At 50.3% G+C, this 22,515-nt stretch carries 27 protein-coding genes; 1 reads left to right on the top strand and 26 read right to left on the bottom strand.

Annotated features, from left to right (window positions below; translation table 11 throughout):
- Nucleotides 1-7: 7 nt before the first annotated feature.
- The 12 genes from FPZ49_RS02805 to FPZ49_RS02750 all read right to left on the bottom strand — a co-directional run bounded on the left by FPZ49_RS02805 (nucleotide 8) and on the right by FPZ49_RS02750 (nucleotide 9,816).
- Complete coding sequence (locus FPZ49_RS02805; RefSeq protein WP_144842951.1) at nucleotides 8-652, bottom strand: tetratricopeptide repeat protein; 645 nt, start codon at nucleotides 650-652, stop codon at nucleotides 8-10.
- A gap of 116 nt (nucleotides 653-768) precedes the next feature.
- Nucleotides 769-1,152 carry an aspartate 1-decarboxylase gene (gene panD / locus FPZ49_RS02800; protein WP_144842949.1) on the bottom strand — a complete coding sequence of 128 codons (384 nt, stop codon included), beginning with the start codon at nucleotides 1,150-1,152 and terminating at the stop codon, nucleotides 769-771.
- A 27-nt stretch (nucleotides 1,153-1,179) separates the two neighbouring features.
- Nucleotides 1,180-2,043 carry a pantoate--beta-alanine ligase gene (gene panC / locus FPZ49_RS02795; protein ID WP_144842947.1) on the bottom strand — a complete coding sequence of 288 codons (864 nt, stop codon included), beginning with the start codon at nucleotides 2,041-2,043 and terminating at the stop codon, nucleotides 1,180-1,182.
- A gap of 38 nt (nucleotides 2,044-2,081) precedes the next feature.
- Nucleotides 2,082-3,011, bottom strand: a complete 930-nt coding sequence (gene panB / locus FPZ49_RS02790) for a 3-methyl-2-oxobutanoate hydroxymethyltransferase (protein WP_144842945.1) — start codon at nucleotides 3,009-3,011, stop codon at nucleotides 2,082-2,084.
- A gap of 324 nt (nucleotides 3,012-3,335) precedes the next feature.
- A complete protein-coding gene (locus FPZ49_RS02785; RefSeq protein ID WP_144842943.1) occupies nucleotides 3,336-4,304 on the bottom strand; it encodes a biotin--[acetyl-CoA-carboxylase] ligase in 969 nt (322 codons plus the stop codon).
- Nucleotides 4,301-5,575, bottom strand: coding sequence for a CCA tRNA nucleotidyltransferase (locus FPZ49_RS02780; RefSeq protein WP_144842941.1), 1,275 nt, complete (start codon nucleotides 5,573-5,575; stop codon nucleotides 4,301-4,303). The genes FPZ49_RS02785 and FPZ49_RS02780 overlap by 4 nt, the downstream gene beginning before the upstream one ends.
- A 26-nt stretch (nucleotides 5,576-5,601) precedes the next feature.
- Complete coding sequence (gene bshA, locus FPZ49_RS02775) at nucleotides 5,602-6,768, bottom strand: N-acetyl-alpha-D-glucosaminyl L-malate synthase BshA (RefSeq protein ID WP_144842940.1); 1,167 nt, start codon at nucleotides 6,766-6,768, stop codon at nucleotides 5,602-5,604.
- A gap of 51 nt (nucleotides 6,769-6,819) precedes the next feature.
- Complete coding sequence (gene bshB1 / locus FPZ49_RS02770; protein WP_261381216.1) at nucleotides 6,820-7,527, bottom strand: bacillithiol biosynthesis deacetylase BshB1; 708 nt, start codon at nucleotides 7,525-7,527, stop codon at nucleotides 6,820-6,822.
- The gene (locus FPZ49_RS02765; RefSeq protein ID WP_186445567.1) at nucleotides 7,524-7,943 is read right to left on the bottom strand and encodes a methylglyoxal synthase; all 420 of its coding nucleotides are present in this window, start codon (nucleotides 7,941-7,943) and stop codon (nucleotides 7,524-7,526) included. The genes bshB1 and FPZ49_RS02765 overlap by 4 nt, the downstream gene beginning before the upstream one ends.
- Nucleotides 7,944-8,067: 124 nt before the next feature.
- Nucleotides 8,068-8,871, bottom strand: a complete 804-nt coding sequence (gene dapB / locus FPZ49_RS02760; protein ID WP_144842937.1) for a 4-hydroxy-tetrahydrodipicolinate reductase — start codon at nucleotides 8,869-8,871, stop codon at nucleotides 8,068-8,070.
- Nucleotides 8,855-9,427, bottom strand: coding sequence for a tetratricopeptide repeat protein (locus FPZ49_RS02755; protein ID WP_144842935.1), 573 nt, complete (start codon nucleotides 9,425-9,427; stop codon nucleotides 8,855-8,857). Before FPZ49_RS02755 ends, dapB begins: the two co-directional genes overlap by 17 nt.
- A 53-nt stretch (nucleotides 9,428-9,480) precedes the next feature.
- Nucleotides 9,481-9,816: a nucleotide pyrophosphohydrolase gene (locus tag FPZ49_RS02750; RefSeq protein ID WP_144842933.1), complete on the bottom strand. Its 336-nt coding sequence runs from the start codon at nucleotides 9,814-9,816 to the stop codon at nucleotides 9,481-9,483.
- A 182-nt stretch (nucleotides 9,817-9,998) separates the two neighbouring features.
- Between FPZ49_RS02750 and FPZ49_RS02745 the strand changes: the two genes are divergently transcribed.
- Nucleotides 9,999-10,862 (top strand): YitT family protein, encoded by an 864-nt coding sequence (locus FPZ49_RS02745; RefSeq protein ID WP_261381215.1) that lies wholly within the window; start codon nucleotides 9,999-10,001, stop codon nucleotides 10,860-10,862.
- Between the two features lie 13 nt (nucleotides 10,863-10,875).
- On the opposite strand, the gene FPZ49_RS02740 is transcribed toward FPZ49_RS02745, so the two are convergent.
- The 14 genes from FPZ49_RS02740 to hisC all read right to left on the bottom strand — a co-directional run bounded on the left by FPZ49_RS02740 (nucleotide 10,876) and on the right by hisC (nucleotide 22,511).
- A complete protein-coding gene (locus FPZ49_RS02740) occupies nucleotides 10,876-11,742 on the bottom strand; it encodes a sporulation protein YpjB (protein ID WP_144842929.1) in 867 nt (288 codons plus the stop codon).
- An 88-nt stretch (nucleotides 11,743-11,830) separates the two neighbouring features.
- On the bottom strand, nucleotides 11,831-12,451 hold the full coding sequence (locus FPZ49_RS02735; RefSeq protein WP_144842927.1) for a DUF1405 domain-containing protein: 621 nt from the start codon (nucleotides 12,449-12,451) through the stop codon (nucleotides 11,831-11,833).
- A 120-nt stretch (nucleotides 12,452-12,571) separates the two neighbouring features.
- A complete protein-coding gene (locus tag FPZ49_RS02730) occupies nucleotides 12,572-13,465 on the bottom strand; it encodes a c-type cytochrome (protein WP_144842925.1) in 894 nt (297 codons plus the stop codon).
- 35 nt (nucleotides 13,466-13,500) lie between these two features.
- A complete protein-coding gene (gene qcrB, locus FPZ49_RS02725) occupies nucleotides 13,501-14,172 on the bottom strand; it encodes a menaquinol-cytochrome c reductase cytochrome b subunit (protein WP_144842923.1) in 672 nt (223 codons plus the stop codon).
- A gap of 19 nt (nucleotides 14,173-14,191) precedes the next feature.
- Nucleotides 14,192-14,734: a QcrA and Rieske domain-containing protein gene (locus FPZ49_RS02720; protein WP_144842922.1), complete on the bottom strand. Its 543-nt coding sequence runs from the start codon at nucleotides 14,732-14,734 to the stop codon at nucleotides 14,192-14,194.
- A 246-nt stretch (nucleotides 14,735-14,980) separates the two neighbouring features.
- Nucleotides 14,981-15,424 carry a DUF2487 family protein gene (locus tag FPZ49_RS02715; protein ID WP_144842920.1) on the bottom strand — a complete coding sequence of 148 codons (444 nt, stop codon included), beginning with the start codon at nucleotides 15,422-15,424 and terminating at the stop codon, nucleotides 14,981-14,983.
- Nucleotides 15,425-15,531: 107 nt separating this feature from the next.
- On the bottom strand, nucleotides 15,532-15,720 hold the full coding sequence (locus FPZ49_RS02710) for an IDEAL domain-containing protein (RefSeq protein ID WP_144842918.1): 189 nt from the start codon (nucleotides 15,718-15,720) through the stop codon (nucleotides 15,532-15,534).
- A 51-nt stretch (nucleotides 15,721-15,771) separates the two neighbouring features.
- Complete coding sequence (locus FPZ49_RS02705; protein ID WP_144842916.1) at nucleotides 15,772-16,290, bottom strand: gamma carbonic anhydrase family protein; 519 nt, start codon at nucleotides 16,288-16,290, stop codon at nucleotides 15,772-15,774.
- 107 nt (nucleotides 16,291-16,397) lie between these two features.
- Complete coding sequence (locus tag FPZ49_RS02700) at nucleotides 16,398-17,525, bottom strand: hypothetical protein (protein ID WP_144842914.1); 1,128 nt, start codon at nucleotides 17,523-17,525, stop codon at nucleotides 16,398-16,400.
- A gap of 290 nt (nucleotides 17,526-17,815) precedes the next feature.
- Nucleotides 17,816-18,406 carry a histidine phosphatase family protein gene (locus FPZ49_RS02695; RefSeq protein WP_144842912.1) on the bottom strand — a complete coding sequence of 197 codons (591 nt, stop codon included), beginning with the start codon at nucleotides 18,404-18,406 and terminating at the stop codon, nucleotides 17,816-17,818.
- An 82-nt stretch (nucleotides 18,407-18,488) separates the two neighbouring features.
- Nucleotides 18,489-19,115 carry an anti-sigma factor family protein gene (locus FPZ49_RS02690; RefSeq protein ID WP_144842911.1) on the bottom strand — a complete coding sequence of 209 codons (627 nt, stop codon included), beginning with the start codon at nucleotides 19,113-19,115 and terminating at the stop codon, nucleotides 18,489-18,491.
- On the bottom strand, nucleotides 19,112-19,705 hold the full coding sequence (locus tag FPZ49_RS02685) for an RNA polymerase sigma factor (protein ID WP_144842909.1): 594 nt from the start codon (nucleotides 19,703-19,705) through the stop codon (nucleotides 19,112-19,114). Before FPZ49_RS02685 ends, FPZ49_RS02690 begins: the two co-directional genes overlap by 4 nt.
- Nucleotides 19,706-20,325: 620 nt before the next feature.
- Nucleotides 20,326-21,414 carry a prephenate dehydrogenase gene (locus FPZ49_RS02680; protein WP_144842907.1) on the bottom strand — a complete coding sequence of 363 codons (1,089 nt, stop codon included), beginning with the start codon at nucleotides 21,412-21,414 and terminating at the stop codon, nucleotides 20,326-20,328.
- Nucleotides 21,414-22,511: a histidinol-phosphate transaminase gene (gene hisC / locus FPZ49_RS02675; RefSeq protein ID WP_144842906.1), complete on the bottom strand. Its 1,098-nt coding sequence runs from the start codon at nucleotides 22,509-22,511 to the stop codon at nucleotides 21,414-21,416. The genes FPZ49_RS02680 and hisC overlap by 1 nt, the downstream gene beginning before the upstream one ends.
- Nucleotides 22,512-22,515: the final 4 nt, after the last annotated feature.

Raw genomic sequence — 22,515 nt, 5'->3', positions numbered from 1 at the left:
ATGGGTTCTATGATCTCGAAGATGAGAAGTCGAACTGCAGACCGCCCTTTTTCTCACAGCAAACACCTAAATCGATTAATGGCTGTACACTGGCCGGGTCCGTTCGATACGCCAAATTAAAAAACTCGCAAGCCTTATCCATATTTTGACGCTGTGCTTGAATACATCCCATGGCATTAAACGAGATGGCTCTTAATTGAAGATTTTCGGTCAACTGAGATAAAAAATGGAAGTGGGTGTAGCTTTCCGACGTTTCTCCTTTGCGGAGATAGGACATGGCCAGAAAAATACGGGCCAAATTGAAATCGGGATATAACCGGATCAGCTCTGCAAACTCCTCGATCGCTTGATCAAACATGTTGAGCTTGTAATAGCCCTGGCCGCGAATGAAGAGATCGGATCGCTTGCCGGAAAATTCGGGGTCGAACGGGTCATTGGTATCCGCCGCGAAGAGGGAGCCGCCGACCGACTGCGAGAGCTTCGCAAGCCGTTCTTCGAACAGCAGCCATTCTTCGATGTACGTGTCGCTCATTGCCTTCAGTGCGCGAAGCTTCTCTTGCAGCTCCCTGCGCTTCGCTCCTTTGGCCGAGGGCAACTCGGATGCCACTTCGCTCAACATATCATTCATGGAAGCAAAAAGATGCTTGAACATACGCTGCACCACCTTGAGCTTCAGTTAGTACAACCTCACGCCGCCCGGCGGCGCAGCTGTCTACTTTCGTTACATGGTATCTACATTGTGCGCCCGCTCGCCCCGTTTCATTCTCCCTACAGCACCGTGGAATGAATTTCTTCCTTCAGTACGCTAACCACCTTATTGTTTTCTCCCATAATGGCGATTTGTGGTGTGTGCTTGCGTGCTTCTTCCTCAGTCAGCATGACATATGAAATAATAATAACGACATCACCAGGCTGAACTAATCTTGCCGCGGCGCCATTCAAGCAAATCACGCCGGAGCCGCGAGGCCCGGGAATAATATACGTTTCAAGGCGTGCGCCGTTGTTGTTGTTGACGATCTGCACTTTTTCATTGGGAAGCATGTCGACCGCATCCAGTAAGTCTTGGTCGATCGTAATGCTGCCAACGTAGTTCAGGTTCGCCTCCGTGACGGTGGCCCGGTGAATTTTTGATTTTAGCATCGTTCGAAACACGGCTCTCGCCTCCTGCGGGTTCATTCATTACCGATTATAAATGCGGTTGTCGATCAAGCGGGTACGGCCAAATTTGACCGCCAAAGCGATGATAAAGCGTTCGCCTTCCCGAATCTGATCCATGGGTTCAAGGGCTGGATAAGTTAAAATGTCCGCATAGTCGATGACGGCGAGCGGTGCCGAGGCAATCCGGTCGGTCACAACGGTTCGTAATTGTTCAACTGTGATGGCTCCTTGCTGGGCCTCAAGCGCTTGTTCTGCATCGGATAAGGCACGAGAAAGCACAATTGCCTGTTGCCGCTCCTCATCGCTTAAATAGACGTTACGTGAGCTCATCGCAAGCCCATCATCCTCTCGTAGCGTCTCACAAGGCACAATGGTCAGCGGGATGTTCAGGTCGTAGACCATCTGTTCAATGACCGCCACCTGCTGTGCGTCCTTCATACCGAAGTAGGCAAAATCCGGCAGCACGATGTTAAAAAGCTTCGTTACAACGGTCGCCACGCCGTCAAAATGCCCCGGGCGAGACGCGCCGCACAACCGCTCGGTCACACCGGATACGCCTACGATCGTTTTCGTTGGCTTCGGATACATCTCGCTTACCTGCGGGAAAAAGACGATATCCGCACCAGCCGACTTCGCGATCGCCAAATCGCGCTCCACATCCCTCGGATACCGCTCGAAATCTTCATTCGGTCCGAACTGCAGCGGATTGACAAAAATGCTCAGCACAACGATGCTGCATTCCTTCCGTGCCCGCTCGAGTAAAGACGCATGGCCGCGGTGCAAGTAGCCCATCGTGGGTACAAAGCCGACAGTGGCCTTCGGAAGCTCCGCCCTTTTTTGCTTAATCGCCTGCCGCAGCTCTGAAATGGATTTAATAATCATCATAGGGCTGATGGCCCTCCTCTTGTTGAATAAACTCACGCTTATGTCGGCTGCTTCTCCCGTTGGGCTTCCGGCTGGGCTCCTGAAGTATTAGACTTAGCGGCGCTAGCGCTGGGATCTGCCCCATAGAGATGGGTTGGTGCCGGCGCCTTGTCTTCCAAACGGAACGCATGCTCCTGCGCCGGGAATTGCCGCTGTTTTACTTCGTCCACGTATTGACGAATGCCGTCTCGAATCGTATCGCCGATGTTTGCATATGTTTTGACAAAGCGTTTAGGGTGAGATTCTCCAGCATAGCCAAGCACATCATGGAATACAAGCACCTGTCCGTCGCACCCGGCCCCTGCGCCAATGCCGATCGTCGGAATGCTGAGCGCTTTCGTCACCTGCTCGGCCAGCTCTTCCGTCACGAGCTCCAGCACAATCGCGAAGGCCCCCGCTTCTTCCAAGGCCTTAGCATCCTCGACAAGCTTTTCGGCCTGCGACGAGCTTTTGCCCTGCACTTTAAAGCCGCCGATCTGATGAATCGACTGAGGGGTTAAACCAATGTGCCCCATCACTGGGATTCCGGCCTGCACTAAGGCACGGACCGCCGGGACGATCTCCGCGCCGCCCTCGAGCTTTAGCGCCTTTGCCAAGCCCTCCTGCATAATGCGCGCCGCGTTCCGAAGCGTCTGGTCCACACTGCCATGGTAAGTCATAAAAGGCATATCCGTAACTACGAAGGTGGTTTTCACCGCGCGGGTCACCGCCTTCGTATGGTAAATCATATCCTCCAACGTAACGGGTATGGTGGAGTCATAGCCGAGCACGACATTGCCTAATGAATCACCGACTAAGATCACATCGATCCCCGCTTGCTCCGCGAGCATTGCGGAAGGGTAATCATACGCTGTAATGACGCTGATCGGATTGCGGTCTTCCTTCATTCTTCTTAGCTTTGCCGTTGTAACCGGTCTTCGCGCTTCCATCCGTTCACCTACTCTCTTGGGTTTAGTCTTGCCATTAGTATTGCGTAATGCTGCCGGATTGTTGCAAACGCAAAAAAACCTTCCGCCAGGTACAGATGGCCAAAAGGTTCACATGGCAAAAAGAATCATATGATCCTTCTGTCTCGGTCCCGGACGGTTAGCCGGCGATAGCACCATCAGGTGTTCTCACGGCAACAAGGCTCAGAGCAGAATCCGACATAATGCTGGGTGCTGCAAATCATGAAAATGACTGCCAATCCAGAGTGCAATTCCTTACGGATACCGCCTCTGTAAAGACCATTATACCAAACTTTACATGATTAGTCATCTAAATTCGACATCACCGGAGTACAGTCTGTGAAGCGTTCCATCTGGTAAGCGAACCATTAATGCGCCGCTATCATCGATCGATTCCGAGATGCCTTCCACGACACCCTGCGCGGTTTGACAGCGAATGGGGCGGTTCAAAGAGACCGTCAGCAGCTCCCACAGCAGCTTAATCGCGCCAAAGCCCTTCTCTTGATACAGCCCGTAAAGCTGCTCCAGCTCCAGCAAAAATCGACACAGCAGCTCCACTCTGTCGATCGGATGTCCCGCTTCAATCGCCAGCGAAGTCGCAATGGACAGGAGCTCGCTAGGGTAGTCTTCTTTCTCCAAATTCACGCTGATGCCAACGCCCGCCACGACATGCTGAAGCCGTTCATCCTCAGCGCTCGATTCCAGCAGGATACCGGAAATTTTGCGGCCATGAATGAGCAGGTCATTCGGCCATTTGATTCCCGCTTCTACAGAGCAAACATTCCTAATCGTCCTGCAAAGTGCGACAGCGAATAACAAGGTAAGCTGAGGCGTCAACTGCAGCGGAAGATTCGGCTTCAGAATCAGGCTCATCCATAACCCCTTGCCTTTAGGAGAGTGCCACTTGCGGCCCATTCGGCCACGTCCGGCGGTCTGCTGCTCGGCAATGACCAGTGTACCTTCCGCGGCCCCTTCTTGAACCAATGCGTGGGCGATCGTTTGCGTTGAATCCACCTGGTCATAGTATTTCACGGTTTTACCGAAGCGTTCGGTTTGCAGTCCTGCGAGCAATCGGGCAATATCGAGCTTTTCAGGCTTGGCAAGTAAGCGATAGCCTTTGCGGGAAACGGCTTCGAACAGGTACCCCTGCTCTCTAAGCCGCTCCACTTGCTTCCATACGGCCGTCCGGCTAATTTGCAGCTTGCTGCTGATATCTTCTCCTGAGATAAAAGCGCCCTCTGCTTGCTCGAACAGCTCCAATAGTCGATCGGTCATCGTTTCTCTGTCTCCCGTATCTTGGCATAATTCAGTTGCGCGGCTTCCAGAAGCGCTTCCTGATCATTCGGCAGCAGGCCGAGCGCCACCGCTTCCAGCAGCTCCCCCAGCAGACGACCGAGCCATGGCCCAGGCTTGGTATCTAGTCTAGCTAGCAGCAGTTGACCGGTTACCTGCAGCTCCGACAGCTTGGATGCCGGAAGAGCATGGAGCCACGCTTCCCCTTCCTGGCTCCAATGCACATCAGCTTCTTGCGAATTCGCAAGCTGCCGATAAACCTGCCGCAGTCCATGCATGGCCTCAACTCCGTATCTAAGAGCCGTAAGGATCCAGATTCGCTTCAGCGTGCCGGCCTCCTCATCTCCAGACGATTGCTCGTTGAGAGAGTGAAGCATCTCATGCGCCGCCACCATGCTGCGTACCGCTTCGATCTGCTGTTTGGAAAAGGTAAGCAGCCGTAGGTCTTCCTCTACAGCAGCAGAGTCGATCTGCATTTCAATATAAAGGCATGCAAGACGCAGCAAGCTACCCGGCAAGGAACCGAGCTCGGTTTTTGGCTTCGCCCCCACGATACGGGCCAGCTGGAGCTCTTGCTTGGTATGGTCGAGTACGCCGCTATCGACAAGGAGCTGCAAAGCTAAGTCCGGATTGCGGCCGCCCAGCATCCGTTCCAGCTCTGCGCGTACCCGCTCCATGGCAATATGGCGAAGCAGCGTTTTCCCCGCCAGCAACGCCTGCCATGTCGAGTCTTCGATCCGTAGGCCATACTCAGACGCAAACCGTAAGCAGCGGAGCATCCGAAGGGCGTCCTCGCTGAACCGTTCCGCAGCGTGTCCTACGCAGCGCAGGATCCCTGCCCGCACATCGTCCATGCCATGGAACGGATCGATCAGCTGACCGTCTTGATCCATGGCCATGGCATTCATCGTAAAATCGCGCCGCTGCAGATCCTCCTGCAGGTTATCGATGTATTCGACTTCACTGGGGCGTCTAAAGCCTTCGTAATCGCCTTCTTTTCGAAAGGTCGTGACCTCATACGGCGTCCGTCCAATCAAAACGGTAACGGTTCCATGCTGGAGTCCGGTTGGGATAGTACGCTCAAACAAGGCTTGCACTTGTTCTGGCTTGGCCGAAGTGGCAATATCATAGTCCTTCACAGGTCGGCCTAACTGCCCGTCCCGGACGCAGCCCCCGACCAAGTACGCTTGATACCCCTGACCGACTAATCGCTTAACGACCTGCAGTGCCCCTTGCTGGAGTTGATCTGGCATAAGTGGGCGCTCCTTTGCTTCATTCCTCAACAATTGAGCGGCTTGGACTTGATCTCTTCCGGCAATTCACGCCCAAGCACGCGATAATAAATTTCTTCATACTGCCTTGTGATTACATCATTACAGAAAGTATATCTAGCACGCTGCAAACAGGCTTCCTTCATCTTCGCGTACATTCCTTCATCGGACAGCAGCAGCTTCGCATAGTTCGCCATTTGCTCCACTTCTCCGATTTCCGCCAAAAAGCCCGTCTCCCCATGCGTAATCAACTCCGGGATCCCGCCTGCGTTGGAAGCAATCGTAGGCACACCGCAAGCCATCGCCTCAAGGGCAACCAAGCCGAAGCTTTCCTTCTCTGACGGAAGCAGCATCAAGTCAGCAAGTGAGAGAAGCTGCGCCACATCGTCTTGCTTACCGCAGAAGGTCACCCGGTCGAGCAGGCCGCGTTCCTTCACCTTGCACAGCACCTTAGACAGCTCCGGTCCTTCGCCAACAAACAGCAATCTGGCCGGCACATCCTTACGCACCTGATCGAAAATTTCAACGACATCGGTCACACGCTTGACCGGTCTAAAGTTGGAAATGTGGATCAATATTTTCTCGTCGGGATGAGCAAACTCCTTACGGAGAGAGGCTACCTCCCGCGGATAGTACACGCGCTTGTCTACAAAGTTGTAGGCCAAATCAATCGGCTTCTCAATCCCGAGGAGCTTGCGCGTTTCCTGGATCAAGTCCTGCGAAACAGCCGTCACCGCATCGCTCTCATCAATCGCATAGCGAATGAGGTCGCTCAGCGACTCATCTTGGGCCAGCACCGTAATATCCGTGCCGTGCAGCGTCGTTACTACCTTCAGGTGCGGACCGACCATCTGCTTCGCCAGCAGTGCACATACCGCGTGCGGAATCGCATAATGAACATGGAGCACATCAAGCTCTTCCAGCTTGACCACCTGGGCCAATTTACTCGCCAGAGACAAGTCATACGGCGGATATTTGAACACGTAGTAATCATTGACTTCCACTTCATGATAAAAAATATTTTTATCGAATTTTCCTAAGCGAAACGGCATGCTGTGCGTAATAAAATGAACCTCATGTCCTTTTTCCGCAAGCAGCTTCCCGAGCTCCGTGGCGACGACGCCGGAACCGCCCAGGGTGGGATAGCATGTAATTCCGATTTTTAACCGGCTCATCTTGGTCAACCCCTTACCATTTATTAAAATACTAGGAATTAATTCAATCCGTTAGAACTGCTCCGTTAAATAGGGCAGCTTACTAATAAAGCCCTCCGCAAACGGCAGCGATCTTTTTTGGCCAAGCAGCTTGTCCCTGGCTTCCACCCGCTCCAAATAGCCCTGAGTTAACGGTGTCTGGACAGCATCATTACCCACCGCTTCAAATTGGGTCCGGTAAGCCCGCAGTGCAGCTGTCTTCTGCTCGTACACATCGGTCACATTGACCATCACACCCGGCTCGACGATATCATTGATAAAGTAGAAATAACTCTCGCCAACCGTATGAGCAGGTACTTCCGGCATGTAGCGGCGCAGCTTGGCATTGAATACCGCTTCCTGAACAAGCTTGCTGCAGGCGATATGATCGGGGTGGCGGTCCTCCCAGTAGGGGGCGAACACGAGCCGCGGCTTCCATTTTCGAATTTCCAAGACAATGCGCTCCACATGCTCTGGGGTCAAATACAGTCCACGATCCGGCATCTCCAGGTTGCTCCGCATGGCCAGCTTGAGCACCTCAGCAGCGGCTTCCGCTTCCTTCTTGCGGCTTTCTACTGTTCCATTGGACGACATCTCAGCAAGCGTCAGATCGCAGATCCCTACTCGGAGACCTGCCGCCGTATGCTTCGCGATGGTCCCTCCCATCCCAATCTCTGCGTCATCCGGATGCGCACCGAAAATCAGGATATCCAGCGTTTCCATACCAGCAGCCGTTATCATTCGTCTACACCCGGCTTATATTTATGTACTAATTCGCGCCATGCAAAATCTCCACGATCCAGCGCCTTCACCAAAATCTCAGCCGTCGCAATATTTGTTGCGCATGGAATCCCCTGCACGTCGCACAATCGGAGGAGCGCAATAATATCCGGCTCATGAGGCTGCGCCATCAGAGGATCCCGCAGAAAAATAATCAGATCCATCTCGTTAGTCGCCACCATGGCACCAATTTGCTGATCTCCGCCAAGCGGTCCTGACATGAACCGGTGGACGCTCAGCTGCGTCTTTTCCATAATTCGTGTGCCCGTCGTACCTGTTGCAAACAGTTTATGATGCGCGAACACCGTTTCGTAGGCAGTAACAAAATTTACGATTTCATCTTTCTTCCGATCATGTGCGATTAGTGCAATATTCATCGTCATGGAAGCCTCTCCCCTTTGTCGCAACTGTTACAGTTCGCAATCTCGTTGTCAGTTGTCAACATGTATAAAACAAGGACACGAACGGACCGTCCGGGCCTGCTCCTTGTCCTCATTCCTTCTAGTCTATAAAATGCTCAAAGCCGTATACAAGCCCTGTATACTCCATGACCTTTTGAATCGCAACTTTGACCCCAGGCATGTAACCTGCGCGATCATACGAATCATGGCGAATTTTAAGCGATTGCCCAAAGGCTCCAAAAATCACTTCCTGTTGAGCGAAAATGCCCGGCAGCCGTACGCTATGTATTCTAAAACCGTTATAATACCCGCCGCGGGAGCCCTCAATCGTCTCTTCCTCATTCGGGTTGCCTTGGCGCAGCTCTTTACGAACCTCGGAGATCAGCTCCGCTGTTTTGACCGATGTACCGCTTGGCGCATCCAGCTTCTGATCCCCATGATATTCGATGATTTCCAGGTGTGGAAAATATTTTGCCGCCTGCGCTGCGAACTTCATCATCAGGATCGCTCCGATCGAAAAGTTAGGCGCGATCAGTCCTCCGATGCCCTGCTCTTGGCATTGCTTGTCCAACTCTTCAATATCCTGCGGGGTAAAGCCGGTCGTGCCCATCACCGGACGAACCTGGTGGCGAATGGCTAGCCTAGTATTCAGAACAGCCGATTGGGGCGCGGTAAAGTCCACCAGCACATCCGGCTTAGTATTCATAAGTGCCATCTCCAGATCGTTCGTTACCATGACTCCGCACGGCTCCATGCCAACCATTCGCCCCGCATCCAGATCTTTGCTTGATCGATCCGTAGCCGCTACAAGCATAAGCTCCGGGTCATTAAGCACCAATTTGACCACTTCGCGCCCCATCCGGCCGCTTGCCCCTGCTACTGCCACTTTAATGATCTGACTCATCCTTTATTTCGACCCTTTCCGATAGTGTCCCGCTTGGGAACGCCTTCTGCATATATTGTCTCCACTTTAACTGATATTCCTCAATCAAACGATTGCCGATTGCATGCTGTGGATCCAGCTTAAGCAGCTCTTTGACCGCTTGGATGGCCAAGCTGAACTCTTGAAGCCGCGCATAAGCGATACTGAGCAGCAAAAATGCCTCGAGCGACAGCGGATCCAGCTCCACTGCCTGCTTGAGAAACGCTACCGCCAGCCACAAACGCTCATCCGTTTCTTCAAATAGCTTCTCCGCTTGAAATAGAAGCGCCTTTGCTTGCAGATGATTGTAATGAAACGTATAATGCTCATCTCGCGGATCCAGCTTTACCGCTTCTCGTGCATGGACTATTGCCTTCTCCAACTTATTGCTGCGTGCGTACGTTATGGACAGCTTGTAATGATACTCTGCACGGTCCGGCTTCAGGGCAATGGCTCGCTCGAACCAAGCGATGGCCTGCTCGAAGTCATGCTTAAGAATCGATTCATATGCTTTTCGAATGGCTTCTTCTCCATCCATTGTCCCATCCCCTTCCTGAAAAATAAGGCTGATGGTACAGCATATGAAGTACACTATTGATCCGTGTTAATTTTTGTCCACCGATCCGCATCTCGTGTACGGAATTTGTGCATTATTTTATCATGCGCTTCCGCCAGATCAATCCCAAGCGAATTAGCAAAGCAGATCGTAATGAACATAATATCGCCTAGCTCCAGCTCGATGGAATTGTCCTCTTCAGTCGCCTTTTTTGGTTTTTCACCGAATCGGTGATTCACTTCGCGGGCGAGCTCGCCGACTTCTTCTGACATGCGGGCCAGCATGGACAAGGGGCTGAAATAGCCCTCTTTAAACTGAGATATGTATTCATGGACCTCTTGTTGCAGGTCTTTTAACGTTCTTTCACTCATAGCTGCGTATGTTCACCCACCTTTCATTAACATGTTAACGCATAACAAGGCTCAATGACAAATTTTTTTTGCATGAACTTGGTAAGCTAAGTTGACAACGTATATCGACGAACCCCCGATGTAAGTTGCAACCTAAGAAAGAAGTTCATGCTATAATGGATGGTCAGGAGGGATGTCAACCATTGTCGAACTATACGCGAGCGCTGCGCACTACATTTCCTATTCTATTAGGCACGGCCATTTACGCCTTTGGGCTGCACTATTTCATCATTCCCAATGAGCTGATGGAAGGCGGCATTACCGGGATCTCACTGCTGCTTCATTATATTTTCGGCCTTCCGCCGTCCGTTACATCATTAATTATGAACTTCCCGCTGTTTTATCTAGGCTGGAGGGTGCTTGGCAAATCGTCAATGCTCTACACCATCATCGGTACCGTTTCGGTTTCTTTTTTTCTATGGGTCATGGAGCTGCTGATTCAAAAAGGGCTGATTGTTCCCTTTCGCACGGAGCACGATTATTTTCTGGTTACCGCCTATGCCGGCTTTACGGTGGGGACTGGGCTTGGGATTGTGTTTCGGTACGGCGGTACGACGGGCGGTGCAGACATTCTAGCCCGTATTGCTCAAAAGCTGAAAGGCTGGAGCATGGGGCAAATTATTTTGTGCATTGATGGGGTGGTCATTGGCTCTTCCATACTGTTCATCCCCAAAGAGAAAATTCTCTATACCTTCGTAGCCGTCTTTATCGCTTCCAAAATGATTGATATCATCATCGAAGGCGCCTATGCCGCACGGGCATTTACCATTATTACCGATCACTCCGAGACGGTTGCGGCAGCCATTACCAAGGAGCTGGACCGGGGAGCCACTTTGTTTCCGGCCGTCGGCGCTTATTCCAAGCAAAATAAAAATGTCATCTATTGCGTCGTCGCACGCAGTGAAATGAAAAGGCTTAAAGACATCGTCTACGTTGTCGATCCTCTCGCGTTTATCATAATCACGGAGGTGCACGACGTCGTCGGCGAAGGCTTTAAGCCCAAATAAGGTACATATTCAGTTATGCCTCATCAATGCGCTGAACAGTAACAAGCCCATCATTTTTTCTGGACAACCGCCAGCCCGCAAAGCCGAGGGCCATCATGATAACCGACCCAATCACCAGCGTCCAAAGGATCGGATTCTGCTGATCGGCATAAGGCAGGTAAGCCGTCGTTTCCCGCTTCATAAAGAGCTTATCGAGCGTCTGACGCATGGGGGTGACGGCATTTAAAATATTTTTATACGGCTCTGCGGATGAACTAATCTGCGTTTTTACAAACGTATTCAGCGAATCCATCTTTTCCACGTCTGTGGGACTGCGGCTAATCAGGAGGCTCGGGTGAATGACTCCATAGTGCTGGTCCAGCTGGGCTGCGATTTTTTGCAAATCCGCCTTGCTCTGCTGCTTCGCAGCTTGCTCCAGCAGATTCACATCATCTTGAAGCAGCTTATAGTACTGCAGCCACATCGGCTGGTTGCTGTGCGTCAGCGCATCGGTCGCCAGCCGAATTTTGGCCGCATACACTTGTCCTTCTCCCGCATTGATCTTCGCTGCATTAAATACGCGCTTCGCCTGCGTGATCGTCTCCGTAAGAGCGTTTATGCCCTCTACCGATGTGATTCCCTCGAATCGAATTTGCGGTACTTGATCGCTAAGCTGCTGCAGCCCCACTCTTCCGCCCTCGAAATTCCCTTTCATTACCTTCTGGTACATGTCGTCGGCCGTCTTATTCAACAGTTCTACTTTATGAAGCTGCTCCTGCGATGGCTTGGGTATCGCTGCCACTTTCGATTGCCCCACTGAGCTGCAGCCTAACAACAACGTGCCGGTAATCATCAGCATCATCAAGATTCCGGTCCACTTCCAATTCCTTGCTCCTAACATCGGACATCCTCTCCCAATATACAATTGGACAACGTGTCATAGCCGATAGCCATTGTCAATAGTAAATCCTATGGGAGTATGTCCAAGATTAGACCGATTTTCTCGGTGAGAACGCACGTAATTCCCGAATTAACCACATCACCATGGCGACCACCGCGCTGACGACGCTTAAGCTGATCGTAAAGGTCTCCACCGCAGGCAAATCATCCATTAAAACCTCAGGCAGCCAAGGAAAAACACCAGCGGTGTAGTCCATATAATCATTAAGAAACGCCCACGCCGCAGCGAGTACAACCGAAGACCACCGGTAACGATAAAATGCAAAATAAAGCAGCGCCTCTGCAGCCATCCCTAAGTGAGAGATCGAGAGCATCCAATCCTGCCAGACCAACGAATCTCCCTGATACGCCGAGGCCATAATCATCGAAACGGCCCATATGCCGTACTTGAACGAGGTAATGACCGCAAACGCTTCCACGAAGCCTCTAACGATCCCGGCTGGTTTATTGGATTGGTCGTCATTCCGTTTGCTTTCAATCAGCAAATAGATGAGCACGAATGTAAAGAATAAGCTGGCTGTTGGACTATCCGGCACAAACGGCAGCAGCCATGGCGAAATCTCCTGGGCCGTATATACCAGCTGCTTCCAATACCACTCGTAGCCATAGATCGTTCCAAGCAGATTGACCCAGAATAAGCTCCAGAGCATCCAACGGCTCCCTAAAAATTCACGTGAAAAATAATACGACAACCGCCAACTCCACACGTGTGCACTCTCCCTTCCAGTGATCTAAAAAAACCTGACCGCAGCAAACGGTCAGGTTTTTACTTATTGCTTCTTCTGTCTGGACAGCCAGTCAGCCAGCTTATCCATATCAGCCGCTGTCAGGCCTTTCTTGATGTTGTCATCGTATTGTGGGCTCATGTTTCCTTGACCCTTTTGAATGACGTTCATGATCGCTGCTTTATCTTTCTTATCTCCAATGCCGCGAAGCGCTGGGATACCGGAGGACGGCATTCCTTTCAGCTCGCCGCCATGGCAAGATACGCAAGTTGCTTTCTTGAAGATCTCAGCACCCGGATCATCCGGTGCAACGATGGCCGCCGCTTGGGCTGCGCCGCCCGGTTTGGCTGTTCCGCCGCCTTCGCCGCCCGCCCCCTTGGCTGCATGTAGCTCTTCTTCGCGCTTGATATGCTCAGGAATAATGTTCTTCTCCTTAAGCTCAAGCTCGTAATGATGCCACGATGTAACGGTCAAGTAAGCACAAGCGATCAAGCTCAGGAACATCAAGGAGCTAGCAATCGGACGCTTGTAGAAGCGTCTTTCCTTCCCTGTATCCAGGAAAGGCGCCATCATTAATCCGCCGAACAGGATCGCTGGTACAGCGAGTGTTCCCATAACGACGAAGTGATTGGATGTATAAGGATATTTCAGGAGCTGATACATGAACAAGAAGTACCAGTCTGGCATTGGAATGAATTGCGTGTTCGTCGGGTCAGCAGGATATCCGAGCGGAGCCGCTTCGGACATAACCAGCGTTAAGACACCGACCATTACGACAACGCCTACCATCCATTCCTTAAGCAAGAAGTTCGGAATGAACACTTCCGACTTCCCTGGATATGCAGAGAAATCTTGAGGGATCATTCGCGACGATTTGGCGCGAACACGTGAATCCCCAACAAACACGATTTTTTCGTCAGATTTATGACCGTGAGCCACTTAACGCCCCTCCTTCTCATTTCCTTAGCAGAATATTATAGTGGGCCTGAAATCCCTTGTTTACGAATCATGAAGAAGTGTCCAGCAAGCAACGCCAAGAGCGCGCCTGGAAGGAAGAACACATGAAGCGCAAAGAATCTCGTCAATGTTTGAGCCCCTACAATTTCGCCGCCTTGCAGGAAGATTTTAATGTAATCACCGAGATAAGGAACGGAAGCGGCAATTTTAATACCGACCTGAGTCGCAAAATAAGCTTTGTTGTCCCAAGGGAGCAAATACCCTGTGAAACCAAGGCCTAACATGACAAAGAAAATCAGCATACCTACGACCCAGTTCATTTCCCGCGGCGCCTTGTAAGAGCCTGTAAAGAACACGCGGAGCGTATGTAAGAACATCATAACGATAACCAAGCTGGCACCCCAGTGATGCATGCCGCGTACGATGACGCCGAAAGCAACCTTATGCTGCAGGTAGTCTACGCTCGCATAAGCATTGATAATATCCGGTACATAGTACATAGTCAGGAACATACCCGACAAAATTTGTATAACCGTGATAAAAAACGTCAATCCGCCAAAGCAATAAACGAATGCGGAAAAGTGATGCGCCGGGTTAACGTGCTCCGGAACCTCGTGATCCGCAACGTCTCTCCACATTGGCGTGATATCTAGACGTTCATCAATCCAGTTATAGACATTTTTAAACATCTGATGCTACGCCTCCTTATTACACCCGTTTGTTCGGACCGAGCTGACCGAGATAAACAAAGCCGTTTTCAATCTTCAATTCGTACTGGTCAAGCGGCGCGGGTGCTACGGCCAAGTTCTTGCCGTCCGACGTGTAGTGCGCGCCATGGCACGGACAGAAGTACTGATCCTTGTACTCCGGATTCGCGTTCCAGTTGACCGTACAGCCAAGATGCTTACAAGTTGGATTCAAAGCGAAGATCTTGCCATCTTTCCCTTTGGAAATCCACGCCTCAAGCTCTGGATCGCTCTCATACCAACCGTCGACTTGATGCACTTTGAATTTGAAGGATTTCGGCTCGTCCGTAATCTTCGACTCTTCCACAACCTTAACCCAAGCCGCTTGCGTCTTAGGTTTCAGGACTGGATCCACTGCAAACCGAATCATCGGGATGATCATTCCAGCACCCATGAATGCGCCGGCTCCGCCAAGGGTATAGGAAAGAAACTGACGTCTAGACATTTCGCGTCGTTTGACAGGTTTCTCGCCGTGCTGCGCCTCTTGATTCGTGTGATCGTTCATTCTTGTTCTACCCCCTTTTGCAACATATATCAGTCGTTCGACATAACTTTACACCAGATACTAGGACATAACTAATAATAGCCTACGTCTTAGGGTGCGTCAAGAATGAAGACGAGCCTTACTGCGCTGTAAAGCCAAGCGCCGCGGACAGTTTAACGAAATTGTCACAACTGTATTTCAGGCTTGGAGAATGTGGGCTCTTACATAGAATTTGCAGTTTTTCCACGGATCATACATCCCCCGAAATCATTGACTTCCACTCCATAGCTTAGTCATCGCGGCAGAGGCTTTTTGCTTTGCTTCCATTAAAGAGCTCTCCAGCTCGTCCGGTGTAAAGCGAAGAATAAGCTCCGCATTTCGACAGACGAGAGACACATGGTCTTCCGAACGGGCGGTTACGAGAACGACATAGCGAAACCCGCTTGCTTTCAAATTCGCGCAGACGGAATCCAACATGTCCGAACTGGCGGGATCCGATGTCGTTGTTCCATAGTGCAAAGCTGGGTAAGTAACTACTCTGCCTTTAAACGGGATTTCCAGCAGATCCAAGGCATCTCTTAACCGTTCAAGTTCCACCACGGCTTCCCATGGCGCCTCCACCCCCGACAGACCTGTGACTGGAAGGAGACACGTGTCTAAATAAGGCTTGAGCTCGTCCCAGCTGTGCTGCTCAATATCGTTGAATTTCATTTATTCACCTTCTTTCCACCCCATACTCTACCATAAAAAAAAGACATATGAACGTAGCTTCACATGTCTTTCATAAAATTGTCATGCCTTAAGGATCTGCCTGGATGTTACGCGAGGGAGCGAAGCGTATTGAGTTCGGTCGTGAGGGCAATAAAAGACGATTCGTCTCCCTTGGCGAGCGCTTGATCGATTTCTCTGTACAGATACTGTTCCTTATATTTGCGAAGCGCCTCGTCTAGCACCATCTCCGCAAACAAGCCCAGCATCATATCGTTTGTCACGTTCATTTTGCCCATAGTACCTACCTCCAAACTGGGTCTTGATCCTTTGCTTTGTTTACTTTTCAGCTATGGCTTCATTTGTTCACTCCGGTACTCTCCGCCCTTGATGCAGTAGCTTTCCATGGTTCGATGCATTCGCTCGAAGTCTGCTTCGGATAGTTCGCGAACCACTTTGGCAGGAGTTCCCAGAGAAAGCGTGCGTGGCGGAATCGACTTATTCTCAGTAACCAGCGCACCTGCCCCTATTAAAGCATATTCACCGATAGTGGCACCGTTTAGTACTATAGCCCCCATCCCGATTAATGTGCCTCTGCCCACCTCGCAGCCATGAATAATGGCACCGTGGCCAACGGAAACTTCATCCGCGATGATCAGTGGCTGATTGACATTGACATGACCAATACATCCGTCTTGAATGTTGCTCCGTTTGCCGATTCGAATGGGAGCCAGATCGCCCCGAAGCACCGTGTTGTACCAGATGCTTGCTCCTTCTTCAATGATCACATCCCCGATAATCTGCACCCCGGCCGCCAAAAATACTGTCGGGTGTACTTGAGGGACAATTCCGTTGTAGCTATGCAGCATGTTCATTCCCACTCCCTTATGTTGACAGCTAACATCGAAAGACCGAAGTTAGCTGCAACGTTGTTTGGTTTCATATCCCAATTTGGGAGTGATTGTAGCAAGTCGATTCAGCGCTTGTCAAACGGAATTACAATCTTTTCATCATCCGGAACATACGTTCCTTCGATAATCCCGCTGCCCAGACGCGTAATTTGAATCACGGTACCGCGCTGCGCGTCCTCACCGATCCGAAGCAGCCCCAAGTGCATCATCATTTGCAGGACTCGCTGCTCAAAGATCGATTCCGATGTGTCATAGTAAAACGGCCTGATGAGCTGAACCAGCGCTTCTCTTGTCGAATCGACCGTAACCCAGCCTTTCGCGAGCAGGTTCAACCAATGAACGAGCGACTGCAGATTTGGGATCGGCCCTTTATATAGACGCAGCCAAAATCGGTAAACGGACGCCGGATCTTCTTTCATTTCTCCGTCTACTCTTGCTATCCCCTTATCCGTAAGCGCCAACACTTGATTATGCTCCGAAATCAGATCATTATAGTAGCAATAATCATAGATGAAGGAGAACCGGTTCGGATAATCGCGGAACATGCGTCCGTAGCCGAATCTCCATGCCGTTTTGCCGACGGGTTCTTCCATCACGGCTAAGCGTTCGAGAATTTGCTGCAGGCTTCGTTTGTACATAACATTTTCCGAGGTTAACATGATCTCTTGACCCCGGAGATAATGCAAAAAGCTCCAAATATCGTCCACCATCAGCTTTTGTTCATCCCGATATACCGTTGGCTCATCCATAGACTCGAGCTTTTGCTGAAATTGTTTGCCGAGTGCCGCAATAAATCTGCGCTTTAAATCGAGCGGAACCTGAAACAAGTACCTCGTCTGATGCGAATACCCGCTGAACAACCACCCCCGCTGTTTAAAGCGTGCGATGACGTCTCTCGGATTCCAGTCAGGGCTGGCGTCCTCCTTATTAAACCGGCTCTGCTGAACCCGCGCGACCAACTCCTCCAGACTGAAGGAATCCCGCTTCTCAAACAGTAAAGAATTCAAAAAACGAACATCCTCAATGGACAACTCATCCACTTGTCCTTCGAAGATTTCCCTTCGACCGACGATCGACAGAATCGATTGAATGAGCTCGTTTTTGGAGTGTCCGTCGCATTTGCAGTTGTAATTCCCCGCAATGCGGCTAAGTTCATGGATGTCTGCGTAGCTTAACATATCCGCTAAATTCATGCGCTGCACCTCCGGAACATGGATCTCATTAACCATTATTGGACAATGTTCCGGTTTTAAACGCGGTGTGAAGAAACTTATTTTTTCCTATTGCGGTCGGTTAAGCCTAATCCGATGAAAACTCCGGCTACACAAATCAACACGATACTACTGTACAAAAAGTCATACCACATCTGTCTCACGCCCCGTTGTGTAAGTACATTATTTTATGCAGTAGGCGGACGAGATGCGCTTTCTACCGTTCAATCGGACTGGCTAATAAAATAAAAAAAGCTCAAGCCCTGATTGGCTTAAGCTCTGTTCTCCAAAACCGCCAAATGCGCGGTGCAATTCAGCAGGCTGCAAACCCACCCTTCGCTGGATTTCTGCAAAATGGTGAGCGACGTGTTCTGTAAATGCTCTTCAATTGTACGCCCAATGTAATGACCTAAGATCGGCGCAATGTATCCGCCATGACTCACCAGCAGAATCCGCTTGCCGCTGTGCTGATCCTCCAGATCATTTAGGAATGAGCCCCATCGCTCCAGTAACGCTTCATCGGTCTCCATCCCCAGATCCAACTCGCGCCACTTCTCGCCCCACCGCTGTACTCGTTCCTCCAGCGTCGTCCCCTCGACTTGCCCGAACGAACGCTCTCTCAATCTTCTATCTTCTCCCAAGATCGGAGTTCCCGTTACCTTGGAGATGGTCTGCGCCGTTTCACTCGCCCTCTTCAGATCGCTTGACAAAATGCCGTCCCAAGCCTCGCCAACAAGTCTATTCGCCAGCAGGTCTGCTTGAATGCGTCCTACTTCAGCTAACGGCGTATCCATCTGGCCCTGCATTCTTCCGGCTAAATTCCATTCGGTTGTCCCATGTCGTATAAATCCAATCGTTGTCATCCGAAGCAGTCTCCTTTAATAGGTTCGTATGAAATAAAAGAAAGCTCAGCCCTAATGGGCTTGAGCTACTCCATTGTCATTCTCAGCTTCTTGTTCTCGAGAGCCAATTCATGATGAGCAGTGTACTGGTCAATCCCAACAGCGAGATAAACAATATGTAATCCTTGACTGTATGGATCGGACCTACATGATACATAAATGGCTCACTGAAGCCTTTCAGGCTGGCCACGGCCGTTGGCATCGCGTGAACATTCATCGAATCCGTCTGGCTGCTTGCCAGGACCACCGGATCTCCAATGCGTCCAAATACAGCGGAATCATGACTGGTCGGCTGTTCTCCTCCACGCTCATTCAGGATGGAAAACATAAACGTGAACATAAACATCGCCAGACAAAGCGAGACGACTGCTGTCAAGTTGCGGCGCAGCTTGTATGAAAAATGATACAAACGGCCTCCGACCGGTACACGCCAAGAATCCTCCTGATAGATCCGTTTCATGACGCTTGAAGATACAGACATCGGTATCGCCGCCGGCTCACCGCCGTCAACCGAGGTGCGAATCAAATCGGTGCTCTCCTGCCAAATCTCGAATTCTTCTGCGCACGACCTGCACTGCTCAATATGTCTATCCACCACTTGTCGTTGCTCGTCTTCCTCCGGCAAGTCCCAGTAGATCCCTAGCCATTCCTCTATCTCGTCACATTTCATCTCCGGCTCATCTCCTCATACTCCTCAAAAATCGGTTCAAGAAAGTATGGTTCCAACTGAAGCTTCACGCTAGCCCTTGCTCTGAACAACAAAGATTTGACCGAACTGACCGTTTGGCCCAATATATTGGCAATCTCTTGATAATCCAGTTGGTCATACTCTCGCAAAATCAATGCGGAACGCTGTTTCTCGGGCAAGTTGTTGATTGCATCCCGTACCATGGACACCTTCTCGTTGCGAAGGATCGTTTGTTCGGGAAGTGCTTCCAATGCCGCCTGAGGCGTATATCCGCTCTGCTCCAAAGAAACCTGATTGTTTTTATGTTTACGCAGCTCGCTTAGAACGGTATTCCGTGCGATCGTGTACAGCCATGTCGAAAAGGTCGCTTCCACCTCGCGAAACGAGTTCAGACTCCGATAAGCCTTGTAAAACGTTTCATTGCAAAGATCCTCGGCCAATGACTCCATATGTGCACTTTTCAGCATGTGGAATATAAACGCTAAAATTTTGCGTTCGTAGCGGCGCATTAATTCATCGTAAAGCTCGACGTTGCCGTCTTTTATTTCTCTGATCAACTGGGAATCGGTCATTCGAAAGCGACCCTCCTTGTGATTCCTGTCGCAACTGCTGCAACTTTACTCCGCTGTCAGTTGTCAACACTAATTACTCCCAGCGATTCTTTATGTTATTACTATAAGGGAGTAAGAAAGTTGCGGTCATCCTCAAAATAATTTGCAGGAAAATAATATGACATACATTATTCGTGATCCTAGGTCAAAAATCCTGCTGAATCGACAAGTTTCATAAAAACTTCCAATAAACAGTGTGCACTTTTACCACTATATGATGGATTAAAGAAAAACAACCTTTATGGACAAAAAAAAGCCCGCCTGATAAATCAGGCGGTTGCACATAGTGCCATTATTCGGATAGGAGTGGAGAGAAACCATACTGTACTTTTATTATATGTATACGTTTTCAATTTGTCAACATTTTTTTGAAAGCGCTTTTTCGCCTCCCCTCGACGACGACACGTCTGTTGCGATACTGCGGAGTTGGGGTGGAGTTACTTGGGTGCGGAGAGCGCGTTTGTCCGTCTATGCCTGGCTTCCAGCAGGCGATAGACGGACACGCTTTACGTTTGAGCGCATGACTCTCGACTGCCCCCATTCGGGGTCAGCGAGAATGACCCAAACACAAAGAAAAAAGACTACACGTGAACCGCGTAGTCTTTTTTCAATAGCTCGAGGGCTTTGTCCATGTGGCTTTCTTCACTAAAGGATAAGCGAAGGACGCCAGGAACGTCTTCCCTGCTCTCGATGATTTGGATATTGCTCAGGTTGATGCGATGGCTGCCGAGCAGCGTTGTAATCTGTCCGATGACACCCGGATGGTCGGGAACATCAACATAAACATCGTAAAAAGAGTGAATAACACCCTTCCGGCGCTCTGGTAAGCCGTTACGGAACTGGTTGGCACGAAGGAATTCCTGCTCGATACCCGGACCATCACCCTTTTCAAGAAGACGGATGAAGCTGGCAATCTCTGCGTTCCAATCCTTCAGCAGTTGAAGCAGCACTGATTTATTGTCCAGCAGGATATCGCGCCAGATAATCGGATCGCTGGAAGCGATCCGGGTAATATCGCGGAAGCCTCCGGCGGCCAAATCCTTGTACAACGAATTCGATTCGTTGTAGCCGGCGATTTGGTTGACCAAAGCGACTGCGATAATATGCGGCAAATGGCTGATAGCGCCGACAATTTCATCGTGCCGCGCCGGATCTACCTTGACGATATGCGCTTTCGTCCATTTGAGGAGCTCGGCCAACCGATCATAAACTTCTTGCGGCGTCCGTGATTCCGGTGTCAGAACGTAAAACGCATTTTCGAACAAACGCGAAGTTGCCGCCTCTACACCGGATTTTTCTTTACCGGCCATCGGATGACCGCCGATAAAATACGCATCCTTCAGTTGAAGCTGAGCCGCACAGCGTGCAATAGAAGCTTTGGTGCTGCCAACATCCGTAATGATGCAACCAGGCTTAAGTGGAAGCTTAGACAGCTTAAGTAAATACTCTTCCAAGTTGCCTACGGGTACGCACAGGAAAATATAATCGGCGTCGCGAACGGCTTCCTCCATCGAGGTGGTCGCTTCGTCCACGACTTCCCGCTTCAAATATTTTTCCACGGAGCTTGGATTGTTCGAATGTCCTACTACTTTAATGCCTGGCTTGCCTTTGAAGCACATAGCTAACGATCCGCCGATTAAACCTACGGCGAATATAGTGATTTTTGTCATTAAACAGTCACTTCGCTGAGAACCTGCTCCAGCGCCTCTAAAAATTTATTGTTTTGCTCTTCGCTGCCAACGGTCACGCGGATTTTGGTCGGATAGCCCCAGCTTGGATCATGTCGGATAATGATTCCTTTTCTAAGCAGCGCTTGGAATACAGCAGCGCCAGAGCGCTTTACGTCTACCATAATAAAGTTGCCGTGAGCATCGAAATAAGGCAGTCCAAGCTCGTCGAATTTGGCCTGCAATTGGCGAATTCCCTTGGCATTCGACTCGCGGCAGAAATCGATGAATGCTTGATCGCTTGCTGCAGCTAAAGCTGCTTTTTGTGCGAACGTAGTCGTATTGAACGGCTCCCGCACTTGGTTGATCGAACGGATCACGTCTGGATGACCAACGCCGTAGCCGATCCGGAGGGATGCAAGGCCATAGATTTTAGAGAAGGTACGGAGAAGAACGATATTCTTATGCTGCTTCAATAGTGCGAAGCCATCCGGATATTGATCAGTAACGTTGTATTCCGCATAGGCTTCATCAAGAACGACCAACACATGCTTCGGAACAGCTTCCATGAAATCCTTGACTTCCTTCTCCGTCAGCATTGTGCCGGTCGGATTGTTCGGATTGCAAATCCAAACGACTTTCGTTTTATCATTCACTTTAGCAAGCATTGCTTTCAAATCATGTGTGCCCGTTTCATCAACCGGAACTTCAATAACGACCGCACCTTCCACTTCAGCATTATGACGATACTGAGGGAAAGTTGGCACGGCATAAATGGTCTCTTCTCCTGGAGACAGAAACGCACGAGCGATCATCATAATGATTTCGTCGGATCCTGCACCAAAAATAATTTGGTTCGGCTCTACGCCAAACTGTGCGGACAGCGCTGCGGTCAGCTCTACTGCCCCGCCGTCCGGATAAATGCTAACCTGATCGATAGCTGCTAGAATCGCTTCTTTCGCCTTCGGCGAATATCCGAACGGATTTTCGTTGGAGGCCAGCTTAATTACTTCGGTCAATCCCAGCTCGCGCTTAACTTCATCAATAGGTTTACCCGGTTGGTATACCGGCAAGTGGACAATATTCTTTTTCGGTTGCACGAAA

Source organism: Paenibacillus cremeus (genome assembly GCF_007786445.1).
GTDB classification, from domain to species: Bacteria; Bacillota; Bacilli; order Paenibacillales; family NBRC-103111; genus Paenibacillus_G; species Paenibacillus_G cremeus.
This window is presented reverse-complemented; position numbering and strand designations above follow the sequence as displayed.

Coding starts and splice junctions, on each gene's coding strand:
- FPZ49_RS02805 (WP_144842951.1), bottom strand. CDS start 652: ATGTTCAAGCATCTTTTTGCTTCCATGAATGATATGTTGAGCGAAGTG.
- panC (WP_144842947.1), bottom strand. CDS start 2,043: ATGATGATTATTAAATCCATTTCAGAGCTGCGGCAGGCGATTAAGCAA.
- panB (WP_144842945.1), bottom strand. CDS start 3,011: ATGGAAGCGCGAAGACCGGTTACAACGGCAAAGCTAAGAAGAATGAAG.
- FPZ49_RS02785 (WP_144842943.1), bottom strand. CDS start 4,304: ATGACCGATCGACTATTGGAGCTGTTCGAGCAAGCAGAGGGCGCTTTT.
- FPZ49_RS02780 (WP_144842941.1), bottom strand. CDS start 5,575: ATGCCAGATCAACTCCAGCAAGGGGCACTGCAGGTCGTTAAGCGATTA.
- bshA (WP_144842940.1), bottom strand. CDS start 6,768: ATGAGCCGGTTAAAAATCGGAATTACATGCTATCCCACCCTGGGCGGT.
- bshB1 (WP_261381216.1), bottom strand. CDS start 7,527: ATGATAACGGCTGCTGGTATGGAAACGCTGGATATCCTGATTTTCGGT.
- FPZ49_RS02765 (WP_186445567.1), bottom strand. CDS start 7,943: ATGAATATTGCACTAATCGCACATGATCGGAAGAAAGATGAAATCGTA.
- dapB (WP_144842937.1), bottom strand. CDS start 8,871: ATGAGTCAGATCATTAAAGTGGCAGTAGCAGGGGCAAGCGGCCGGATG.
- FPZ49_RS02755 (WP_144842935.1), bottom strand. CDS start 9,427: ATGGATGGAGAAGAAGCCATTCGAAAAGCATATGAATCGATTCTTAAG.
- FPZ49_RS02750 (WP_144842933.1), bottom strand. CDS start 9,816: ATGAGTGAAAGAACGTTAAAAGACCTGCAACAAGAGGTCCATGAATAC.
- FPZ49_RS02740 (WP_144842929.1), bottom strand. CDS start 11,742: ATGTTAGGAGCAAGGAATTGGAAGTGGACCGGAATCTTGATGATGCTG.
- FPZ49_RS02735 (WP_144842927.1), bottom strand. CDS start 12,451: ATGCTCTGGAGCTTATTCTGGGTCAATCTGCTTGGAACGATCTATGGC.
- qcrB (WP_144842923.1), bottom strand. CDS start 14,172: ATGTTTAAAAATGTCTATAACTGGATTGATGAACGTCTAGATATCACG.
- FPZ49_RS02720 (WP_144842922.1), bottom strand. CDS start 14,734: ATGAACGATCACACGAATCAAGAGGCGCAGCACGGCGAGAAACCTGTC.
- FPZ49_RS02715 (WP_144842920.1), bottom strand. CDS start 15,424: ATGAAATTCAACGATATTGAGCAGCACAGCTGGGACGAGCTCAAGCCT.
- FPZ49_RS02710 (WP_144842918.1), bottom strand. CDS start 15,720: ATGGGCAAAATGAACGTGACAAACGATATGATGCTGGGCTTGTTTGCG.
- FPZ49_RS02705 (WP_144842916.1), bottom strand. CDS start 16,290: ATGCTGCATAGCTACAACGGAATTGTCCCTCAAGTACACCCGACAGTA.
- FPZ49_RS02700 (WP_144842914.1), bottom strand. CDS start 17,525: ATGAATTTAGCGGATATGTTAAGCTACGCAGACATCCATGAACTTAGC.
- FPZ49_RS02695 (WP_144842912.1), bottom strand. CDS start 18,406: ATGACAACGATTGGATTTATACGACATGGGACAACCGAATGGAATTTA.
- FPZ49_RS02690 (WP_144842911.1), bottom strand. CDS start 19,115: ATGAAATGTGACGAGATAGAGGAATGGCTAGGGATCTACTGGGACTTG.
- FPZ49_RS02685 (WP_144842909.1), bottom strand. CDS start 19,705: ATGACCGATTCCCAGTTGATCAGAGAAATAAAAGACGGCAACGTCGAG.
- FPZ49_RS02680 (WP_144842907.1), bottom strand. CDS start 21,414: ATGACAAAAATCACTATATTCGCCGTAGGTTTAATCGGCGGATCGTTA.